This is a genomic window from Aneurinibacillus aneurinilyticus ATCC 12856 (genome assembly GCF_000466385.1).
In the GTDB taxonomy this organism is placed as follows: Bacteria; Bacillota; Bacilli; order Aneurinibacillales; family Aneurinibacillaceae; genus Aneurinibacillus; species Aneurinibacillus aneurinilyticus.
The window spans coordinates 1-19,178 of the sequence record NZ_KE952701.1; the positions used below are offsets into that span (position 1 = coordinate 1).

The following is a 19,178-nucleotide window of genomic DNA, read 5'->3' on the forward strand; positions in this document are numbered from 1 at the left end:
GGTTTTCTACTTACAAATAGAATACTGTTCCCTTGCCTTCAAGTTCGCTCGAACGTTTATAATGAAGACGAGCAAATGAGGAGGTAATCAAATGGCCAAATTCGATACTTTAAAAAACAAAGTAGTAGTTGTTGCCGGCGGTGGAAAAAACCTCGGTGCGTTAGTAAATTTGTTTACTATGAGGCAAAGGCAGGAACGCAGCTGGATTTGATAAAAAATCAGTTACAGGCTGCCTAGGGGAACCTTCGATTTTTTTATATGGTAAATTTTGTGTCCTGTTTTAGGCAAGTCTAGTTTGAAGTTCACCGAAAGTGTAATCTAATTACGCCTCGAGCTTCTACATGAGTAGCGTCAATTGCAATGTGGTTACCATCAATGTAGCCTTTTCCAATTGCTTGTAATATTCCTGTATTTACAGTATACCAGTGTACATCAGCCTTCATTGCTGATTTTTTTCTTTGCCTGCACTGCCACCTTAAAAATACAAGCCCTCACAGCCGAGGGCCAGAGGACTTGTGTATTCAACAAGATGATTACTTCTTCCACCACGTATCAAATATGGATACGGGTTCATAGCGTTTGTGACGCGAGTTCATATAATGCTTTTCAATCGTTTCTCTCGCTTTTGGGCTCACTTCTTTTCCTTCCAGATAATCATCGATGTCCTCGTACGAAACACCAAGCGCTGTCTCATCCGGGAGCAGGGGCTTATCGTCCTCCAGATCTGCAGTTGGGACTTTCGTATACAGGCGTTCGTCCGCTCCCATATATTTAAGAATTTCACGTCCTTGGCGTTTATTAAGGCCATACAGGGGCACTACATCGCATGCACCATCCCCGTATTTAGTAAAGAAACCGGTAATGGCTTCCGCTGCATGATCGGTTCCGATAACAAGGAGTTTATAATATGCCCCAATATCGTATTGTACTTTCATTCTTTCTCTTGCTTTCGTGTTTCCTTTTAGATAATAGGACATTTTCTCGCCTGTAGCCTTCGTAAACGATTCGTCCGCCGCATCTACCGCTGGTTTAATGTTAACGGTTAAGGTTTGATCCGGTTGAATAAAGTCAAGCGCAAGCTGTGCGTCCGCCTCGTCTTTTTGTACGCCATATGGCAGACGGACAGCAATAAACGTATAATCCTTCTTCGTCTCGGTACGAAGTTCCTCAACGGCTCGCTGTGCCAGACGACCGGCAAGCGTTGAATCCTGTCCTCCGGAAATACCGAGCACGTAGCCATTCATATTCGATTGGGTTACATATTCTTTAAGAAAATCAATGCGTTTTCTTTCTTCGTCAGCCGGGACAATTTTCGGGCTAACTTGCAATGCTTCAATGATTTGCTTCTGCAGCTGAAGAGCCATAGGTGTATTTCGCATCCTTTCTTATCCATTAAAATAAGTCTCTATATTTCCTTTCTGTTTCTTTTCCCCAATCCCTGCTTATTGAATACAAAAAACGCATTGTTTTCCGGAATGAAACGGCTGATAATGAAAGAGGAGTAATTTTTCTTTATTATGCTAGAATCAATGTTCTTGCTTTGCTATGATTTAAAAAAATAAAGTTAGGATTAAATATATGGCAACATATTCAAAAACACTGCATCGAATATTTAAACGAAATGGCATTCTTGCCGGATATCTTCCGCAGTATCAGCCGCGCCGTGCCCAGTTCGAGATGGCTAATCTCGTGCTACGCTGCTTGAAACAGGAGCAGCATGGACTGATTGAAGCTGGAACCGGAACAGGCAAATCCTTCGGTTATACATTACCTGCTGCTTGGTGGGCATTAAAAAATGAGAAACGGGTTATCATTTCGACGAATACGATTACGCTTCAGCAACAACTGCTCGAAAAAGAATTGCCTATGGTTCGTAACGTTATTCAGAAGCTTGATCCGGAACTTGCTGAAGAGTTTCGCTATGAGCTGGCAAAAGGGCGCGGCAATTATATTTGCAAACGGCGCTTCGACGAATTGTTAAAAGACAGTTTGTCAAAAGAAACACAGGATATGCCTATACTCAATCGTCTGAAGAACAGATTGCCGTCCATGAAAAAAGGCGACAGGGATGAGGCAGCACTCCCAATACCGCCTGGACTGTTTCAGGCTATCCGAGGTGACGGTGACGACTGCCTAGGCAAGAATAGTCCGTTTTATAAGGAATGCTTCATACAGAACGCGCGCAAAAAGCTGCAAAATGCCCAGATTATTGTCGTGAACCATGCATTGTTCTTTACAGATTTGATTCTCAGGCGTCAAGGAGGCAGTATTCTGCCTGAATATGATGCGGTTATTATGGACGAAGCTCACCGCGTAGAGGATCAGGTAACGAAGCAATACACCTATCATGTTAGCATTGAAGAAGTAAATACGCTGTTCAATCGTTTTCTCAAGAAGCGGGCACACTGGGCCCGCGAATTAGACGCTCCTGATTTGCACCAGCAGGTGGAAAGCATACGTGTACGTTTAACAGCGCAGCTCGTTGAACTGTTTGCTCCGTTGGCACGTGTACTGACCGAACGGCCACAAAATGAGTATTTATTGAAAAAAAGCATCGTTGCACACGATGTATGCAAGCCGTTCTTCACCCAATGGAAAATGGCGTTCATCGATAAACGCAAAGAAATCGAAGCCCGGGAAGGCGAGGGTGAAACTGTAATTGGACTGAGCCGTTACATTGCACAAATCGAACAGATGGAGCATATGGTAACACATGTATTGCTAAACCAATCACCGGACGAATGGGCAACCTGGGTATCATATGAAGAGCCTGCCCGGGATGAACACACACCGCTTGTCCGGGACGAGCTTGCCTGGGGTTCCATGCTGCACCTGTATTCCGCTCCAATTGACGTCAGCGAACTGCTTCGTGAAGAATTATTTGAGCAGAAAACAGTTATTCTTACGTCCGCAACACTAACAACCCAGGGCGACTTCTCTTTCGTGGCGAACCGGATGGGAATCGATGAATACGAAACAATGGAAACACCGAGTCCGTTTAAGTACGACGAACAGGCGGTTCTGCTCGTACCAGAGGACGTGCCTGCCCCTACTGAACAAGATTACGAAGCATTTCTAATCGCCTCTATGAAAGAAATCGTCGCCTCTACCCAGGGGCGAACTTTCTTTTTGTTCACCTCCTATGGGCAGATGAATCGAATATATGAAGCAATGCTCCCATGGCTTGAGAAATACAGGTTAAATGGCTTGCTGCATGGCCCCGACATGTCACGCGATCAGTTATTGCAGCAATTCCGCACCGGAGCTAACCATGTTCTCTTCGGCTGTGAATCGTTTTGGGAAGGCGTAGATGTACCTGGAGATGACCTCGTATGCGTCGTCATTGCCAAGCTGCCATTTCCCGTACCAAGCGATCCGCTCACCCAGGCGCGAACCGAGCGTCTTCGCAAGCGGGGCCGGGACAGCTTCATGGAATATATGTTGCCGTTCTCCATCCTTCGACTTAAACAAGGTTTCGGTCGACTTATCCGTACGCGTCGGGACAGGGGCGTCGTCGTCATTCTTGATTCACGCCTGCATACAAAACGATACGGTGCCCAGGTGCTTTCCAGCCTGCCGCCCGCACGGCTTGCCAAAAGCATGGAGGAATTGCACCGCTTTTTTACGGGGTAAGAAATGTTACACATACAAAGCAATGCGAAGGAAGACCGTTCTTTATAAAGGAGGACAGATGTCTTCCTTTTTATTATGGAATCTAGAATAAAATCATACCCCCCCGCTTTCTTTCATATGTATCTATATAGAAATCACTTGATATTTTGACATGATAACGTGGTTGGAAGTAGGAAATTCGGAAAAAAGAAGAAGTTGAATACGCCCTGCGTCCCGGCAGAAGAAAGGCCAGCGTGTCTTTTTCCGACCGCTCCCGCCCACCTCTCTCCCTTCTTTTCTTACTTCCCACCACAAACATATGTCGATTTATCCAATCAGATGTATATGCATACAGCTCAAAAGGAGTGGGCGTGAATGAAAACAGCGTTAATTACCGGAATTACAGGCCAGGATGGAGCTTATTTAGCAAAATTGCTTCTGGAAAAAGGCTATCATGTTGTTGGGTTACTTGCACATCGCAGTACTGATCCTTTCTGGAGATTATCTTATTTAAACATACATACAGAAATCGAATTCAACGATGGCGACTTAACAGATCTTTCTTCTCTTATTCGAGTTGTAAAAAAAATAAAACCGGATGAAGTGTATAACTTAGCTGCACAAAGTTTTGTGGGAGCATCCTGGCAGCAGCCGATCCTTACCTCACAAGTGACGGGGATGGGCGTGTTGCATATTCTGGAAGCTATCCGGGCAACCAATCCTCAAATCAAGTTTTATCAAGCATCCTCAAGCGAGATGTTCGGATTAGTACAGCAATCCGTTCAATCGGAAGAAACGCCTTTCTATCCGAGAAGCCCTTATGGTGTTGCAAAACTATTCGGTCATTGGATGACAAAAAATTACAGGGAAAGTTACAGCATGTTTACTTGCAGTGGTATATTATTCAACCACGAATCTCCGCTGCGTGGCCTAGAATTCGTTACCCGAAAGGTTACCCATGCAGTGGCCCGGATTGCAGTTGGTGAACAAAAAGAGCTTCGTCTGGGAAATATTGATGCAAAACGGGATTGGGGATATGCGGGTGACTATGTAGAAGCGATGTGGCTTATGCTACAACAGCCGAATCCTGATGATTACGTAATAGCTACAGGAAGAACATCAACCGTCAGGGATATGTGTCAAATCGCATTTAGTCATGTAGGATTAAACTATGAGGACTATCTTGTTATTGATCCTCAATTTTATCGCCCGGCAGAAGTGGATATTCTTCTTGGCAATCCAGATAAAGCAAGAAAACAGCTTAAATGGGAGGCAAAAACAAGTTTTGAAGAGCTTATTCAATTAATGGTAGAAGCGGATTTGAAACGAATAAGGGAGGAGTAAAGCAGCAAAGTGGATAGCCGCCATACGATGTTCCAGACAAGCAGCAATTCGTCTCCCACACAAACAGGGAGACGAATTGCTCTTTTCGTGTCTCGTTATGGTTGTTCTTTCTTCTCTGACAATTAACACCTCTGGCCTTGACTTTTATACTACCGGCTTTTGTATAATTAGACCGATTGAAGTAGACACGAACTGGCCTAATTGTAATCTAAGGTGATGCTGACTTGTATAAGGGGGAACATCTACAAACGACTCTATATGTCCATCCCCGATAGAATAATCGATATCAATGGAGTAGCCTTCAGACCTTAATGCTTCCACCATCCATTCAATATCCTGTTTTCTAAAAAGCACGGTTACACCATGACTGAGTGTATCCTCATTAGAGGATAGATTGAATTCTGTCGTATGGATTGCTACACCACCGGGACGTAAACATTTCATCTGATTTACAATAAATTGCTTTCCTAACTCAATGGAACCGCAGTGCTCAAATGCGCATGATGACCATGTAAAATCGAAGCCATTCTCATATTTATCGCTAATATGGTTCATATCAGCATTCTCAAAAGTGACTAATTTAAAAAATTGTTCTGTATCACACAATCCGTATTGATTTAATCCTTCAAGACTATCGCTATGCTGATTCGAATCTACCCACCCTTGCGCTTTGGCTTGATCAAAATCTAAATCTGTTGCCACAATTTCACAACCTTGTGCCGCAAAGCCGGATACAAGCCGTTCCTTGCCTACGCCAAACCCTAACCCCTTTTTACCGTGAACAAGCATCCCTCGTTCAAGAAGCCCTTGATAAATATAACAAAATTCCCACAATTTCCGGTGGTACATATGAGGATGCTGCAGTTGTGTGCAGGCGTTCGCAAACCACTTTGCCTGGAAATCCTGCTCTTTGCACAGCTGAGATATTAACATAAGACCTCACCCCTTATTACATGCTTCTTTCGATTTTCAAATCAAGATGGAGCGGTTCTGAATATGCCGCCAGTTGCTCGACAGTAGCTGGAACAAGCGTACCGTCATGCTCGATGATATGAAAGCTGAAACCGCGCTTCATAAACTTTTGCAAAATGGGTAGAGGCTGGTATCCGTTTGCTACCCATAAGAATGGACAATATTCCATAATGATTTTGATTTTCTCATTCCTATCTATAAGCTTAAACAAATCATTCATAATCAGCGGTTCCGCTCCGTCTATATCTATTTTAATAATATCTATCTTTTGTTCTGGAAGGTATTCTGATAGTACAACTGTCTTCACTTTAACTTCTATCGTTCCTGGAGTTCCAGGATTGTAAATACTGGCTCCTCCTGTTCCGGGAATATATAATGTCGTTTCACCATTTATGTTCGTTAATGCTACTTGGTGTAACTGAATGTTGTTAAAACCGTTCTTTTCTATACTCTTTATGAAATTATCGTAATGCAGTGGACTTGGTTCGAACGCATGAACCTTTCCATGCGAACCAACATACATAGCAGCTAAAAGAGAATAGTAACCACAATTGGCACCTATGTCTAAAACAACCATTCCAGGTTTTAACAATTCCAAAAAAATATCTGTTACCCACTTTTCCCAGAACCCGTATTGAATAATGAGATTTTGCAGGACATCCCTTTTATCCAAGTAAATACTAGGTCCAACGGTTATTAACCTTTTTAATACCATATTATCATCTACGTGTTCAAACGAGTCCACACATTTCACTCCCTCTTTCCAATTCATCCTTTATTTTATGTAGCAGAAAAAGAACGGTGAGGTGAATTCATATGTATAATAAAAATCATGTCACATGATTCGTTTCTTCTGACACCTTTTGTGCATATACTGAAATACTAATAGAAGAATCGATGCAGTATGCATATGGTTGGAAGTAGGAGATTCGGAAAAAAGAAGAGGAGAGGCACCATGTGGATAGTTGAAAATTTCCGTCCCTTCCACCCGATTTACGGACGAGGAAAACGGTATAAAATAGGAACGAAATTCATCTGGGAAGTAGCCGATATTCTACCGGGCGGCAAAATTATGTTTCGTTTCACAACCATCGATGGTAAAAGTCAGTGCCTAATTACAATGCGTGAACTAGACTATTTTGTTGAGGTTTCAGATGAAATTCTGCAGCAGCTAATGGAAGAATATAAAAAGCTCCAGGAGAACAAAAAAGACGATACGAATAAAAAAGAGGAAGAAGAATAAGGCGGCAATCTTATATAAGCGTCGTCTATCCTTCTTTTTTCTTTTGCCATCCTTTTGTAAAAATCTCGTTAATAAAAAGGCGCATGAAGCAAATGCTCATACGCCTTTTTCTATTTCCTCCCATGTCATACAAAAACGAACAATATCTTCTTCAATAAGCTCATTGCCTATCTGTACTTCAATCAATTCGAGATCAGAGGTTGCTTTGGCTGCATGTCTGGCTCCGATAGGGATTTGAAGCACATCTCCCTGTTTAATCCGTGACCATTTTCCGTTAAGTATAAATTCGCCTTCCCCTGAAATAATGGTCCACACTTCTGTACGTTTTAAATGCATTTGATAACTAAGATTCTTACCAGCCAGAATGTTAAGTCTTTTAGTTAATACCTCCTTCCCATCTTCTGATTTTTGGTAATCCAGAACACGATACCAGCCCCAGCGTCGCTCTTCATACATAGGCCGTTGCCTCATATTTTGCATAATCTCTTTTATGCGCGGACTGGCTGATTTATCCGATACTAAAATTCCGTCCGGACTTGAAACAACAACAATATTCGATAACCCTAAAATAGCAACCGGAATTTCCAATTCATTAATTAGATGTGTATTACTTGAATCAATGCTGACAACGCCCTTGCCGATTACATGTGTATCCATCTTTTCCGTCAGTGTATTCCATGTACCAAGGTCCCGCCACTCACCTTCATAAGGGATAACTACAATATGCCCGGCTTTCTCTACAACCTCATAATCAAAGCTGGTTGCGGGAAGTTCAGCATATCGTTTTACCAACTCCTCATATTGCAGCGGAAGTCCGCTGTCAGACAACAAACCAAGTAAATAATCGAGTGTAAAGGCGAATACTCCACAATTCCACAATGCTTTTTGCTCAATTAATTTTTGTGCCTCTTCCTTATGGGGCTTTTCAATAAACTTCTGCACAGTCATATAAGGCATCCTATGTTCATTTAATGTAGGATGGCGTGGAACAATATAGCCGTATTTTTCCGAAGGATAGGACGGATAAGCCCCTATTAACGCAAGAGTAGCTCCTGATTCAAGTATGGTTTCCTCTATCTTCTTCATTCTCTCAAAAAAACAATTCTCTACATAAGCATCAACAGGTAACACGCATACGATTTCATCCAAGCTTGCCTCAGCGAAGGTATAAAGATAGCTCGCAGCTAAAGCAATCGCCGGGAATGTATCCCGTCGCTCCGGCTCAACAATAAGCGGAATCCCAGTTCCTATTTGATTTTGAATCATATCGACCTGCGCTTTGTTTGTTACAATATGGGTGTTGTTTGCTAATTGAGCGGAATGTAATTGTCGCCAGACTCTTTGAATCATGGATTCCAATTTAGTATCTTCATTTTTTATCATTCTCAAAAATTGCTTTGCACGAGAAGCATTGGATAACGGCCATAGCCTTTTTCCCGATCCACCGGAAAGTAAAATAAGTTTCACTTTTTATCAACCTTTAACTCATATTTTGCCCGTGCATTTTCCATTTGCTTAACCGTAAAAACGCTGAACAAGCTCATCAATTCTCCGGTACATTCGTTCGGCTACTTTTTGCTTTGAGAATTTGTTGAAGACTTCTTCTCTAGCCTTTTTCCCAATCTGCTTCGCTTGTTCGGCATTTTCATATACACTGCGCATCAAAAGCCTTAAGTGCTCTTCGCTTGGCTCAGCCCACCTATGTCCATCAAGCCGCCCAAAATACGGAATGCTACGCTCGATAGGAACTATACCTTCTACATCAATTAAATAACTGTTTGTATCATTCATAAAAGCGGTCTGTCCTCCCCAACGCGTTCCAATGGTCGGCAAAGCCATCGCCATGGCTTCCATATAAGGGCGTCCCCATCCTTCCCCGCGTGAAGGCAATACAAACGCATCTACAGCCGCGTATAATCGAATCATGTCTTCTTCCGTAAAATAAGATTCCACGATTTGGATGGGAGGAATGCTACGTAATCCCATTAATCGAGCCTGCTCTAAAATATCTCGCCCAATATTTGCATTGGACTCCAGCATCTTACTTATTTTTAGGATTAAACACACATCCTCTTTGGCAGAAAACTCTTTGAAATAGGCTCTAACCAGTACATCCCAGCCTTTGCGCTTGTTCCAGTCAAATACCGATAAAAATTTGAATGAATACGTATTTGCAAGAGGATAAGGTTGAATTTGATCCGGATTATATAGTTTAGCATCAAGGGTTCCAGGCAGAATAAAAATTCGTTCCTTCTCCACTCCCGCCGTTGCAAATGTTTCCCTGTTAAATTCAGATGGCACCCATATTTCAGTTAATTCATTCATTTTTTCAACCCAGCCAGGAGGGAGGGAGTCTGTTTCGAACATCGTACGACCGATGGAGATTGGAGCATGGGGATAAGTGAATAAATAAGCTGGAGCTGCCTGATAGTGAATAAGCGGCTGTTCCAATTTATTATGTTGCAGGCTTTCTAAGTAATTTTTCATTTCGCTTTTGGTCAATTCAGGCTTGGGCTGAGGCTCTGTAGGCTCAATTTTTACTTTTAAAGGGAACGGCTTTAAGGCATCCAAAAAAGACTTCTGTTCCTCAGCATATCCCGAAGCATTATAAATAGGAGACTGCCACACTATTTCATAGGCGTTTTTTTGTGCAACAACATAATAATCATAAGCATTATCGTTTTGGTAAGTAGACTCCTTTATCATTAGCCCTAAAGTTTCTAAAATCGATTCCATCAATTGCTTCGGATAGGGACGACCATGCGTCAAGCCCAGCCAAAAGTTCTTAAATACAGAAGGGTGAATAATATTTGGCGCTACAATAATAAGCTTCCCATTATTCTTTAAGGATGTAATACACTGGACTAGCAAGTTTAACAAGTCATCGGGAGCAAGGTACTCAACAACACCCCCTAAGAAAATGCCATCATACATAGCCTCTTTCCCAACCGGAAAGTCTTCCACCTTTTGCCCCTTCATGCTTAGGCCATTTACACTGCCATGCCCATCCGTTTCAACGCCGATATGATTCAGCATCTCCATCAGACGCTTATTGCCGCATCCAATATCCAAAACCCTGTCTCCTGGGAGAAAATAAGACAGCCAATATTCTTGGGGCTGATGTGTACCTCCTTCTTCACCCTCAAATGTATAAGCAACACGATGATACAATTCCTCGATATTCTTTACTTTTGTTACTGATCGGCGACTTGTATATGTTTCTTTTGCACGCAATATCTTCTCCCGCACTTTTCGCAGGCTTTGTTGGACGTCCTGCCGATTTGCATCCATTTCCAAAGCTTTTTCATACATTTCTTTTGCTCGAAAATCATTGCCCATTTCGAAATATTGCATCCCTAAATTATAATATGATTCAATTAATAATTCCTTTTTATCCAACTGTCGTATCATATCCTGATAACAATTGATAACCATAAGCCGATTTACGGGATTGCCTTTCAGCCCTTTGCGAAATGCATGAATTGCTTTTTCGTATTCTTCCAGACTCGCATGACAAATACCAATGTAATTCCATATCGATGCCTGAAAAGCTTCAAGTTGTTTTTCCATCATGTTGGACATAATGGAAAACTGTTCAAGCGCCCGCTCCATTTCCTTTCTTTGAAAAAAAATACCGGCAACATATGATCGCGCATCAATGGAAGCTGGATATGTGTCAAGAACACGCAAAAAAGTATCCAGTGCTTGATCTAATTCATTTTTTTGATATAGCTCTATTCCTTTTTTGACTTCTTCAGTAATGATTTCTTGAACGCTTAGCCTTGTTGGCTGCTTCGCGGCGCCCAATTCTTGCAAGCGCTCAGAAACCAATTGGACACTGCGAGACCATGTGAACGTAGAAACAATTTCCTGACTTGCTTTTTGCCCTTTTTGCTTTACTGCTTCCTGATTCTCATAGGTAAATCTCATTTTTCTTTGCAGTTCGTTTTTGTCAATTTTCAGCCACCATGGAAAATCGACAGTTTCCATACCATCGATTTTTTTGTCCATCCATTTTTCTTGCTTGCTCGGAATCAAAAAAGCGGTATCTTCATGGCAAAAATCTTTACTTGGTCCTAAACAAGGAACAATTGCAGGCGTACCACATGCCATTGCTTCAATAATAGGTAGCCCAAACCCCTCTCCTCGGTAGGGAGAGGCCAGACAATTACATGCTTTATACAAACCTGCCATCTCTTTAGAGGATAGCTCTTGATTTATATACAAAATCTCAGGATTTTTTTCATCCGCCTGTAATCGCCGGATTATTTCGCCAAGATTCCTTCCTTGATAGAATGAGCTTGTGCCAACATCCTTAATGACTAAACAAACATCGTCTTTCTGCGTAAATTCATCTACATATGCCTGCAGCAACATGTCGATTCCTTTGCGTAAAAGCGTTCCCCCCACAAATAAAAATTTGAAGGACTTATTCGTATTTAAAACAATTGGCTCTACATTATAATGAAATGTATTTTCGTCAACACCAAGCGGAATGACTTTAATTTTGTTTTCTGGTATTCCGGATTGTACATAACATTCTTTATTGTAGGCACTATAAACCCAGACTTCATCTATCCAATATTTCATAGGAATATACCATTTCCGAGGAATCGAACCAAATTCCCACGGCTGCATCAAAATCCATTGATTGCTATTCGGCCTGTTGAAATCGGGTGGCCATTGATGCCTTACTGTTATATCTGCCTGGCTATCCGGTACAGCGTATTTTTCCTTAATGGACTTTATTTCTTTATCTATAACAAAATGAGGATCTTCTTCATAAGGAATAATCTTGATATCAAATTTATCTTCAGCTATAAGCCTCTTACATATTTCCCGGTTCACCAAAGCAAGGCTATGATTAACACATTGTGATCCCGCCCAATTGATCTTAATTTTATCCGGACCCAACGTACACACCTCCAGTACCTTGTTTACTCATGGTATGTTCCGAAGTCTCAATGTGTGATTGCCTATTTTTTACGATGGATGAAATGGGATTTCGAATGCAGATTGGAGCCGAGTAACCGCCTGAGACAGATTAGTTAAATTAGGGTGAAGAGTCACCTGCGTTGATAACAACTGGCTTAATTCAAGGAAAAGAGCCGCTGTTAGCTTGCCACGGATATCATCTTGAAAGGGAGAGTAATACAGAATTTGTTTATAAAGATTTCTCGCCTTTGAAATATTTTGTTGCGAAAGCGCGTATTCAACATATGACAGCGTACTCTCCTGCAAGTTTTCCGAAGAAACTATATTCATAGGAGCATAACCGAATTCGCCTGCCAATTCGATCATTTTTCTCTCCAGGGCTGCGTTTCCTGTCCCGTGCACAAATACGGAAAGCTGTTCAAGCTGTTTTTTTCCCCTAAGCTCAAGCAATTTACCAAATACGTCATACACAACTTCTGTGTCCATTTTTTTCGTATCATCTACGTGATTTTTCGTGAATAATTGATGAAGCAGACGAAAAGCAGACGCTCTTTCATCATGGTCTGTAATCGTTTCTATTTGTTTTACATACATATCCGCTTCATCAAACTTCCCTTCAACCCATGCGAGTATGCACAACGCTTCTAACGATGGAAGATAATACAGGCTTGAGCCTGACACGTTGGAGAGTAGTACCTGGGCTTTCGAAGATAGTCCAATCCCTATGAAAGACAGTCCTTTCATGCTATTCAACCAATCATTCGATAAGCCAATCGGTTCTAATTTTTCAAGCAAATCCAGCGACATAATATAGTTTCGCTTTGTGATAAATGATTGAACAAGCGGGTGGAATGTACGTTCGATACCTGTATCTTCCTGTTTTCTCTTTTTCATTACATCATTCAAATATCGGTACTGATGAATTTTTACATCAAGCGAATGAATTCTCTGATCATTTTCCACCCCTTGAATATTTAATTTTTCATATATTGGATGGGTGAAGTGATAGCCCATACGATTTCGAAATAACCTAATATGGGATGTATGAATAGCATTCTCTGTTACAGGGACTTTGCCATAGTAAGTAAATAAAGGCAAGGAGAAAGCATTGTATTCTTTTTTGTCCAGGTGTGTACGCAACTTATTCCGATCATTTTCATCAAGTTCTTCATCAGCATGCAGCCAGAGTATCCAATCCCCTGTAGCATGTTCCAAACCCAGGTTACAGGCATCTGAGAAGTTTCCATTCCAGGGGAAACGAAATACTTGGGCTTCGAATGATTGGCAAATTTCTATCGTACGATCAGACGAACCTATATCTACAATGATTATTTCATCCACTATATCTTTTACGCTATTAAAACAACGTACAATCCAACTCTCATCATCTCTGACAAGCATGCATAGGGTCAGGCAGGGGGGCTTACGCAAGGGACATGACCTCCCGAATTTGATGTATTTGTTTGGGATTAATGATGCTAGAACCCGGATGATAAAACAGCCCTTCCTGGAGCAAAAGGGCAGCTTCTTCTAAATATACTTTCGCAAGCGCACGCAAAAACGGTTCATTCTTCTCAATGCTACTCAGTAAGTGCAAAGCAGCCTCCTGCTGCCCTACGGCTGCATAACAATAATAAAGAAAAAGCTGGGCCACATCATAGTTGGGGGACATTTTATCAAGGCGCTTAAACCAGTAAACAGCCTGGGCATAATTCCCTTCCCGTAGCGAACAAATTCCTGCAAGATAAAAAATCTGCTGATTATTCGGCTCTATTCGCTCCGCTTCCAATAAGCAATGTCTAGCTGCGGAATATTGGTGCCATGTCATAAAGATCTGAGCCAGTAACGTATATTCCTCGACTTGAGCAGGCTGGACAATATCATGCAATCTTGTTCTTGCCTGTTCCATCGAATCCTTCCTGCAAAGCAAAGGAAACAGCTGATAAAGAGACTCTTTCAAGTTTCGGTTACATAAGTATGCTTGTTGAAAATGGTGGATCGCCTTATCAACTTGATTTAATTTTTCATAAGCGAGAGCTAAGGCATAATGAGCTTTCTCGTTGCTTAATGCTCTATTGCTGGGATACTGAGGTGTTGGAGACGCCCCCACCATCAAACATTGTTGGAATAATTCTGCTGCCTGATGGTACTGCCCTAATTCAAAATGGCAGACCGCCTTAAGATAAAACAAGTCTGCAAAATCGGGGAAAAGTTGGATGCCCTTGTTAAGAAGATGGAGCGCCTCGGGAAATTTCCGTATCATAAGAAGTGTACTGGTATAGTTCTTAAATAGGCTGGCTACCCAGACCTCCTGAACTCCCCGCGAATGCTCCCATGCAAGCTGAAACTGCTGAATCGCCTCCTGATATCGATGCAACCTTAAATACTCTGTACCGAGATTATAATGATAGAACCCATTTTCGGGATGCTTTTTCACTTCCAATTCAGCAATTTTTATATTTCGTTCCGTTTTGCGTTTTTCTTTCATGACTGCTTCTGCATACCCATAATGATGAATGCGAATTGGCGTAACTGACAAACTATCGGCTGTAGTATGTTCGATAATAGACAGGGAAATTTGTTCATGAAGCGCGCCGACAAAGCGATATTCGGGCTTGTTCTTCCACAGCCGCAAGCTGGGAAACACACATACATCTCCAGTAGATTCAAAATTATAATTAATAACTTGAAAAAGGTAGCCTTCCGCTGTTCCTGATCGAACTAATGACAAAATTTTTGCTTTGTCTTCCTGTTCAAACTGTTCATCCGCATCCAGGTGAAGAATCCAATCTCCTGTAGCTTTTTCCAGTGATACATTACGTGCCTTGGCGAAGTCATCCTCCCATGGTGTATAAAATACTTTTGCACCATATTTTTTAGCAATTTCAACGGTTCGATCCTTAGAGCCCGTATCCACGATAATGATTTCATGAACGAATGTCCGAACACTCTCTAAGCAGGCGGGTAAATATCGTTCTTCATCCTTAACAATCATACACAGACTTATTTTCTTTTTTTTTGCTTTTTTTGCACTCATTCATATCCCCCATTCCGTATCTATTTGGCTTAGCATATCAACATATGCCTGCTGACTATTTATATAGCCCTTCTTTTCTATCGTATTTCCTGATGATTTGATGTGTTCCTACATAATATTTGACTTGATGAAGGAACACGCTCTTGCAGAAGATCAGAGGCCCTAAAAAGATACGCCAACCTTTTTTCTTATTGTCTTTCTCATTTTCTATAAGCGAATATCATAAAATACAGCATCAACCAAAAAGTAAATTATTTTTAAAAAGGAGGAGACTGCTTGTTTGAGATTTCCTGGATTCATCTGGTCATCCTCGTGCTCGCTTCGTTCCGTCTTACGCACTTCATTGTATTTGATGAACTTGCATCATTTATCCGTGCCCCTTTTTTAACAACAATATATCAAGAAGACGCGGACGGGCAGATGAGCCAGCAAATTGAGATTAAGGGAACGGGCCTACGTCGTTGGATTGGTAAGCTTTTGAGTTGCTACTGGTGTGTTGGCATTTGGTCTTCTGCACTTGTAGTAGTGCTGTACTGGTTTTTTCCAGCTTCATTTATTTTCCTGGTGATTCTCGCCGTGGCGGGAGCGGCCGCTGTTATTGAAACAAAAATATAGCATAGTTATGAATGCTGGGCAGAAAATTCCCGGCCCTTTTCCGTGAAAGCATTCTAGCTTGCTCACCTCCTGCTTTCTCTTTGAAATGGAAAAAGTATGCCTCCCTACACGAACGTGGAGACAAGGCAAACACCCCATTAATACAATAATAAAAAGCGGGGTGATAAAAGTGGACAAAGAACGGAAGGTGATTCCTTTTGATGTGTTAAAAGAACGGAGTACGATACGGAGAAAATACAAAGGGTATCCAAATGAAAGATTAATTCAGCTCATGATTGATTATCATGAACAGTGCAATGAACTGTTTGATTCATGTATAAAATCGCATAAATTGCTAATTGAATACCGGGAAAAATACAACAGGCTGTATGGATTATACACAAAATCGCGTGAACTACTAAAGCAAAAGCAAGAACGTATGCAGGAAACCGTCGATATATATTTCCTTATGAAAAGTTTTATTGTAAAAAAAGGGCTGGAAGATGAATTTAAACATTTTATATGGAGTCCCCGAAAAAAGTGAAAAATAGGCATATATAAGGAACCACCCTGCCACCCCTCCCTACAAATACAGGGCAGGGGAATCTTTGTTACTTACCTTTAAAGAAAAAACTCCCCGCCAGCAGCTACTGACAGAGAGCTTTGTTATATTTATATTGCTTTTTATTCTCTACACAGGCGGATTAGGATTAATCTCTTCGGCTGTAAAGACAAACGCTGATGTTGTAATACCAGTAGTAAGACCTGCTGGTACATCGACAGTTAGGAAGTACGTATGCGGTCCCGGTGGCACAGTCTGATCGACAAAGTGGAAGTGTGTTGTGGTCGGATTGAAAGTAAGAGTAGCTGTAAGAGGCAGAATCAGAGCTGAAAGACTAAGGCTCAGCAGTGAGCTTGTATCTGTAGTTTCAAAAATGTTCGTGCCACCTACTCCAATAGCATCCCGCCAGATTCTGAATGTTCCTGGTACCCCCAGACTAATGCTTAATGGAAGAATCGAGATAGGCAAAGTAAGAATACCTGATGGGGCCCACTCTACAGTTCCTTCCAAGAGTACACGATCACCTACTTGGTCAGTAGTGACTGTCACCGAAGTAATTGGCAACATAGCAGTGGTAGGAGCTACAACCGGTACACTTTCGCTGACTTGTAATTCACAGAGTAAATCGCAATCGGGGCTTACAGGCGGTGTGGGCGGACAAAACGAGGTAGGGCAAGTGATAACCCGATTTCCTCCGCAGCCTGGACAGCATGAGTTAAAGCAAGAACTGCACGCCAATATAATCATCTCCTTTTTTGGTTTACTATAATGTATTAAAATCTGCATAGTATTGCCTGCACTCTCGCCCAGTAAATCAGCACATTTTTATATATTAATTCTTGCAAACTGAAATAATCTATCAAAAGTAAAGCTCCACAGTATGATACCGGGGAGCTCTATTCATGCTATCTCATCTTTAGATACTGGTCCCCACCCGCATCTTTGAAAAGATAGTTTACTATATTCTATGATTCTAGCAAATAAGCGCTTCCGCTCCTGTCACGGAGCATTCGCCCATTTTTTTCACCGTATGAGGACTTGTCCAAGAAATAAAAAGAACTGGCGGATATTGTCGTTTGCTTATCCGTACTAAAGCGTGGAGAAAGACCGTTGCTGTCCTCTTTCGCCTAGCTGAAGCAACGGTCCCCTACACGGAGAAACCTCAATGTTTTGTCGATCCGACCTTGCCACTGTAAAGCGACCGTGTCCCTTTCTCGTGAGAAAAAGATGGAGGATTACGCCGACGCGTACATCTTATTCCTTCTACTTTATGGATAATCAACAGATGTGTTTGAGGGTTTATTTTCCTTTTACTATTTTCGGCCCGCCACAAGCACATCCGCCTTTTTTCGCAGTTGGTACATATGGCGAGGAACCGTACAGGCCGAATGTATTATTTCCGGGTCTGATGGTCGTATTGTGCCCGTTATTTTTACCAGGATAATTTCCCGGATTGACCCAATATCTACGGGTATTCATTCAGCACCCCCTCCTTTCTGCTAGTCCTAGTAACACAATATGCTTTCAATACGGAACTGGTATAGTATAAAAAAAAAGAGGCTTTCTCTTTAAGGAAACAGAAAACCTCCTCACCCTCTTCCCACTAATCCCGAAAAAGCACAATATCCAACTGTTGCAGCTTGTTATCTTTCATTGTGAAACATCGTACAACAGGAGGAGAATCTGTGAATGATATAATAATATAGGCAACACCTGGATATGGATTGCAGGCAATATCCGTTGCCGAAGGGTATGCCACTTTTGTAGGGTGAGAATGGAAAATGCCTGTTAGTTGCTCCCCTCTCTTCTTCATCTCCTCCAGAACCTCTGATATAGTATCTTCCGATAACAGAAAACGATTTCTTTGCTTTGCTTCATTCGGAAGTTTCCACAGCGTATGCCCTGTTTCGATTCCTGTCGGGCCAGACATCAACCCGCACGCTTCATTCGGAAGATCCTGCCTACAATAAGCGATCATTTCTTTATATACTGCTTCATGAATATAGAAAAAGGCGGAACTTTCTATTTCTCTCTCTGTATCGGATTCACGTTTTTTTTTACAGCGTGGCTAGTATTTGTATATTCCAAAGGCAATTGGTCCATCAGTATATTATCCCCTGCACTGAATACTCTGCCCGATTCATGTTGGTTCGGTATTTCTTGAGCGGACCACCCTGCCCCTTCAGAAGAGTGAAAATCATTCGGTGCAGTATAGTTTGCCCGATTTCCTTGAACGTGTCGCGGCTGGCCATCCATTGCCATAGATTGCAACGCTTTGAAATTTCCTGCATTCCCCTGGGCAGGGCGTGGCTGACCTTCTCCTGCCATGGATTGCAATGCTTTGAAGTTTCCTGCATTCCCCTGGGCAGGGCGTGGCTGGCCTTCTCCTGCCATGGATTGCAATGCTTTGAAGTTTCCTGCATTCCCCTGGGCAAGGCGTGGCTGACTATCTCCCGCCATGGATTGTAGCCTTCTGAAATCTCCAACATTTGCTTGTTGACTCCTTACATCGGCAAACGGCATGGCCGCTGGCGGTCTTGTCTTACCGATCGAATTTTGCTCCTCCAATATCCTCATAAACCATGGTTTACCCGTAACGTTCACTCTCGGTGTGCTTGGTGCCGGAATCGCCGTCAGCTCTGTAACCTGCTTTTCTAATAGCTCAATCGTTTGTGTCTTTTCATTCATATTCGTCTGTGCTTCAGCCAATTGTTCTTCAATGGATTGAACCTGCTCTTGATGCTGGCGCTGTTTTGCCTTCGTTTCTTCTTCTAACTTAATAATATCCTCTTGCCATTTCTTTTTTTCCGCCTCATACTGCTCTGCTTTTTCCTGCAATTGCCGCTGCAGCTCGCTCAACTGCTTATCTTTTTTCTCCA

Annotated in this window: 15 protein-coding genes; 4 read left to right on the forward strand and 11 right to left on the reverse strand. The window is 42.0% G+C overall.

The genetic code is table 11. The annotated features are described in order from the left end of the window. Nucleotides 1-533: 533 nt before the first annotated feature. Complete coding sequence (gene nadE / locus HMPREF0083_RS03905; RefSeq protein ID WP_245191311.1) at nt 534-1,379, reverse strand: ammonia-dependent NAD(+) synthetase; 846 nt, start codon at nt 1,377-1,379, stop codon at nt 534-536. 199 nt (nt 1,380-1,578) lie between these two features. On the opposite strand from nadE, the gene HMPREF0083_RS26130 reads away from it, so the two are divergent. After that, a complete protein-coding gene (locus tag HMPREF0083_RS26130; protein ID WP_021619750.1) occupies nt 1,579-3,633 on the forward strand; it encodes an ATP-dependent DNA helicase in 2,055 nt (684 codons plus the stop codon). 354 nt (nt 3,634-3,987) lie between these two features. Next, the gene (gene gmd, locus HMPREF0083_RS03915) at nt 3,988-4,956 is read left to right on the forward strand and encodes a GDP-mannose 4,6-dehydratase (protein ID WP_021619752.1); all 969 of its coding nucleotides are present in this window, start codon (nt 3,988-3,990) and stop codon (nt 4,954-4,956) included. 144 nt (nt 4,957-5,100) lie between these two features. Here gmd and HMPREF0083_RS03920 read toward each other — a convergent pair whose 3' ends face one another. Both HMPREF0083_RS03920 and HMPREF0083_RS03925 read right to left on the reverse strand, forming a co-directional pair. Beyond that, nucleotides 5,101-5,889, reverse strand: coding sequence for a methyltransferase domain-containing protein (locus tag HMPREF0083_RS03920; RefSeq protein WP_021619753.1), 789 nt, complete (start codon nt 5,887-5,889; stop codon nt 5,101-5,103). Between the two features lie 16 nt (nt 5,890-5,905). Further along, the gene (locus HMPREF0083_RS03925; RefSeq protein ID WP_051354523.1) at nt 5,906-6,673 is read right to left on the reverse strand and encodes an FkbM family methyltransferase; all 768 of its coding nucleotides are present in this window, start codon (nt 6,671-6,673) and stop codon (nt 5,906-5,908) included. 210 nt (nt 6,674-6,883) lie between these two features. On the opposite strand from HMPREF0083_RS03925, the gene HMPREF0083_RS03930 reads away from it, so the two are divergent. Further along, nucleotides 6,884-7,171, forward strand: a complete 288-nt coding sequence (locus tag HMPREF0083_RS03930; protein WP_040301407.1) for a hypothetical protein — start codon at nt 6,884-6,886, stop codon at nt 7,169-7,171. Between the two features lie 96 nt (nt 7,172-7,267). Here the strand turns inward: HMPREF0083_RS03930 and HMPREF0083_RS03935 are convergent, their stop codons facing one another. From HMPREF0083_RS03935 to HMPREF0083_RS26145, 4 genes are all read right to left on the reverse strand, one after another. After that, the gene (locus HMPREF0083_RS03935; protein ID WP_040301408.1) at nt 7,268-8,638 is read right to left on the reverse strand and encodes a sugar phosphate nucleotidyltransferase; all 1,371 of its coding nucleotides are present in this window, start codon (nt 8,636-8,638) and stop codon (nt 7,268-7,270) included. A 48-nt stretch (nt 8,639-8,686) separates the two neighbouring features. Next, a complete protein-coding gene (locus HMPREF0083_RS26135) occupies nt 8,687-12,085 on the reverse strand; it encodes a glycosyltransferase (RefSeq protein WP_021619757.1) in 3,399 nt (1,132 codons plus the stop codon). 69 nt (nt 12,086-12,154) lie between these two features. Continuing rightward, nucleotides 12,155-13,537, reverse strand: a complete 1,383-nt coding sequence (locus HMPREF0083_RS26140) for a glycosyltransferase (protein ID WP_051354524.1) — start codon at nt 13,535-13,537, stop codon at nt 12,155-12,157. Then, nucleotides 13,530-15,143 carry a TPR domain-containing glycosyltransferase gene (locus HMPREF0083_RS26145; RefSeq protein WP_021619759.1) on the reverse strand — a complete coding sequence of 538 codons (1,614 nt, stop codon included), beginning with the start codon at nt 15,141-15,143 and terminating at the stop codon, nt 13,530-13,532. Before HMPREF0083_RS26145 ends, HMPREF0083_RS26140 begins: the two co-directional genes overlap by 8 nt. A gap of 276 nt (nt 15,144-15,419) precedes the next feature. Between HMPREF0083_RS26145 and HMPREF0083_RS03955 the strand changes: the two genes are divergently transcribed. Continuing rightward, a complete protein-coding gene (locus tag HMPREF0083_RS03955; RefSeq protein WP_021619760.1) occupies nt 15,420-15,758 on the forward strand; it encodes a DUF1360 domain-containing protein in 339 nt (112 codons plus the stop codon). Between the two features lie 670 nt (nt 15,759-16,428). On the opposite strand, the gene HMPREF0083_RS27825 is transcribed toward HMPREF0083_RS03955, so the two are convergent. From HMPREF0083_RS27825 to HMPREF0083_RS03980, 4 genes are all read right to left on the reverse strand, one after another. Further along, a complete protein-coding gene (locus HMPREF0083_RS27825) occupies nt 16,429-17,037 on the reverse strand; it encodes a hypothetical protein (protein ID WP_148315853.1) in 609 nt (202 codons plus the stop codon). 561 nt (nt 17,038-17,598) lie between these two features. Next, nucleotides 17,599-17,778 carry a hypothetical protein gene (locus HMPREF0083_RS03970; protein ID WP_040301412.1) on the reverse strand — a complete coding sequence of 60 codons (180 nt, stop codon included), beginning with the start codon at nt 17,776-17,778 and terminating at the stop codon, nt 17,599-17,601. Nucleotides 17,779-17,902: 124 nt separating this feature from the next. Continuing rightward, the gene (locus HMPREF0083_RS03975) at nt 17,903-18,325 is read right to left on the reverse strand and encodes a M67 family metallopeptidase (protein WP_081695999.1); all 423 of its coding nucleotides are present in this window, start codon (nt 18,323-18,325) and stop codon (nt 17,903-17,905) included. Then, nucleotides 18,322-19,178, reverse strand: an 857-nt coding sequence (locus HMPREF0083_RS03980) for an OmpH/Skp family outer membrane protein (RefSeq protein WP_021619766.1), incomplete at its 5' end; no start/stop codon positions are given. The genes HMPREF0083_RS03975 and HMPREF0083_RS03980, both read right to left, overlap by 4 nt.